Origin of the sequence: Candidatus Cryosericum odellii (assembly GCF_003570935.1) — a bacterium.
Classification (GTDB): Bacteria; Caldisericota; Caldisericia; order Cryosericales; family Cryosericaceae; genus Cryosericum; species Cryosericum odellii.
Genome location: NZ_QXIU01000238.1, coordinates 1 through 2,619, shown reverse-complemented (window position 1 = coordinate 2,619; position 2,619 = coordinate 1). Strand labels below are relative to the sequence as shown.

2 protein-coding genes are annotated in these 2,619 nt (G+C 56.5%); both read left to right on the top strand.

The window, feature by feature from the left end:
* A partial coding sequence (locus SMC5_RS09780) for a UDP-N-acetylmuramoyl-L-alanyl-D-glutamate--2,6-diaminopimelate ligase (protein ID WP_207799208.1) occupies nucleotides 1-1,586 on the top strand: 1,586 nt, incomplete at its 5' end.
* On the top strand, nucleotides 1,583-2,563 hold the full coding sequence (gene mraY / locus SMC5_RS09775; RefSeq protein ID WP_165849067.1) for a phospho-N-acetylmuramoyl-pentapeptide-transferase: 981 nt from the start codon (nucleotides 1,583-1,585) through the stop codon (nucleotides 2,561-2,563). The genes SMC5_RS09780 and mraY, both read left to right, overlap by 4 nt.
* Nucleotides 2,564-2,619 lie beyond the last annotated feature (56 nt).

Genomic DNA, 2,619 nt, shown 5'->3' with positions numbered 1-2,619 from the left:
CAGTTGATACAGTATCTGAGGTTGAAACCATGAAATTCGCAGTCAGAGAACGGGAGCTTGCTGAGCTCCTTCATATGCTGCCTCCTGGGTCCTGGGATCCCAAGCGTTCCTCACTGCACCATAGGACTATGATCAGCCTGGTCACGCCTGATTCGCGTGAATGCGGGCCGGGGGCTATGTTCGTCGCCATCTCCGGGACCAGGCTGGACGGAGCGTCGTACATCGCCAGCGCTCTCTGTGCTGGGGCGGCCTGCGTGGTCGCTGAAACTGAGCATCCTGAGGTTCAGGATGTGCCAGTAGTCGTTGTCTCGAACTGCCGTGAGTTCCTGAGTCTGGTCTCGCAGGCCTTTTTCAACTTCCCTGCTCGTCGCATGAAGATGATCGGTATCACTGGAACGAGCGGCAAGACGAGCACAGCATACTTGATTCGTCGTCTCTTGCAGGGGCTTGGCATTGCGTGCGTCATGATCGGGACTACGGGCTACATCATGCCTGACGGCGAGTTCTTTCCTCCTGACGCTCTGCCGGCCACGACGCCGGAGGCCTTTGCGCTCAACTGGTATCTGGACCATGCGGTCCACTTGGGAGCACAGGTTGCGGTGGTCGAGGTTTCCTCATTTGCACTCGCTTTCGACAGAGTTCATGGCATGCGCTTTGATTGTGGGGTTTTCACAAATTTCTCGCAGGACCACATGGGATACCATGGCACGATGGATGCATATCTAGCGGCCAAGCTGCGTTTGTTCACGTCACTCGACGAAGGATCGGTGGCCGTTCTGAACGCTGACGATCCATCGTTTCCTGCATTCAAACACGCCGCCGGGCGCTCGCACGTCAGGACATTCTCCCTGGAGCGAGCAGCTGATCTGCGTGGTGACCACGTCGTTTCTGCGGTGGGAAGAACTGCGTTTCAGGTTGTCGCCCGGGACGGAGTCACCTTTGACGTGGACCTCTCGATCGGGCCAGCGTTCCAGGCATCCAACTGCCTGGCCGCGATCAGTTCGGTCGACGCTGTTGAGCCAACATGTGATCTGGGCAAAGCTATACAGTCTCTTGCGGCCCCGCTGTACGTCCCCGGGCGCTATGAGCGGATTGATTGTGGACAGCCGTTCGAGGTCGTCGTGGACTATGCCCACACGCCAGAGGAGTTCTCTGCACTGTTCAGCGCCGTGCTGCCCACTGTGAGGGGTGACCTGCTGGCCGTGTTTGGCTCTGTTGGCGCCGATGACCGCGAGAAGCGGCCGATCATGGCTCGCCTCGCAGAGGACGCTTGCCGCTGGTCGTTCGTGACTGTGGAGGACCCTCGCCATGAAGACGCCTCGATTGCCGTTTGCGACATTGCGAGAGGGTTCACCACCGACCATTTCACGGTCATCGAAGACAGAAGGCAGGCAATTCGAAGAGCCATTGCTGTGGCCAGGCCTGGTGATATGGTCCTGGTTCTCGGTCGCGGGCATGAGACAGTCATGTACTATGAACACGAGGATGTCGTTTTTGATGATCGGGAAGAAGCGCGCCTCGCATTGCGCGATCACGGCTATAGTTGTGGTGCTGATGGTCCGCAGTCGCAGGAGGTATGCGGATGACCGCGAAGTCTGCCATGTTGCTGGTACTGATTCTTGTCCTTGTCGACTTGGCTCTTTTCCCCCTCCTTATTGCGTGGTTGCACAGGATACGGTTTACGCAACTGATACGGGACGAAGGGCCTGCTTCTCATAAGTCCAAAGCAGGTACGCCTACGGGGGGCGGTCTGATGCTGGTTCTCAACATTGCTGGAGCCGTGGCAGCTTATTTCTTCGTGATGGGGCGAACGGGCTTGACACGGCTGGACGTCGCTACAGTGGTCTTCGTAGCCGTCAGCCTCCTTTCCGGTTTTCTGGACGACTGGACTAAAGAGGTCAAACACAGAAATGACGGACTGCGTGGCTACCAGAAACTCCTGATTCAGACAGCAGCAGCTGGGCTCTTTTTCTATCTGGCGTACCCATCGATCATTCCGACCCTTCATCTGGCGAGTGGTGCAATTCTTCTTGGTGGCTGGGCCTTCTACGTTGTTGCCATGCTGTACGCGGTCGGCATGGTGAATGCATTCAACCTGACGGACGGCCTTGACGGCTTGCTCGCTAAAACGAGTCTTCCCCCATTTGCTGTGGCCGGAATAGCCTCGCTCCTGCATCCATCAGGACTGGCCGGCATCCTTCCTCTGGCAGCTGCTGCATTTGCTATCTCATTTCTATGGTTCAATGGCACAAAAGCATCAGTGTTCATGGGAGATACGGGATCGCTTGCACTTGGTTCCATCTTCGTCGCGTGGACGTTTGCCTCCGGGAACCAGTTGTCATCGCTCCTGCTGGGAGGACTGTTTCTCGGAGAGGCGATAAGTGTGATGATTCAGGTGCTTGTCTTCAAAGCCTCTGGCCGCAGAACGAGGGTCTTCCTTATGGCTCCGATACACCATCATTTCGAGAAGCTCGGGTGGACCGAGTCAAAGATCGTCGACCGGTTCTTTGTCGTGAGTATCCTGTTCGTCATTGCTGGGGCACTGACGATGACATGGAGGTAACCAGTGATCCCTTTCAATTCGGCATTTGTCGTTGGGGCATTGCCAAGTGGATTGTA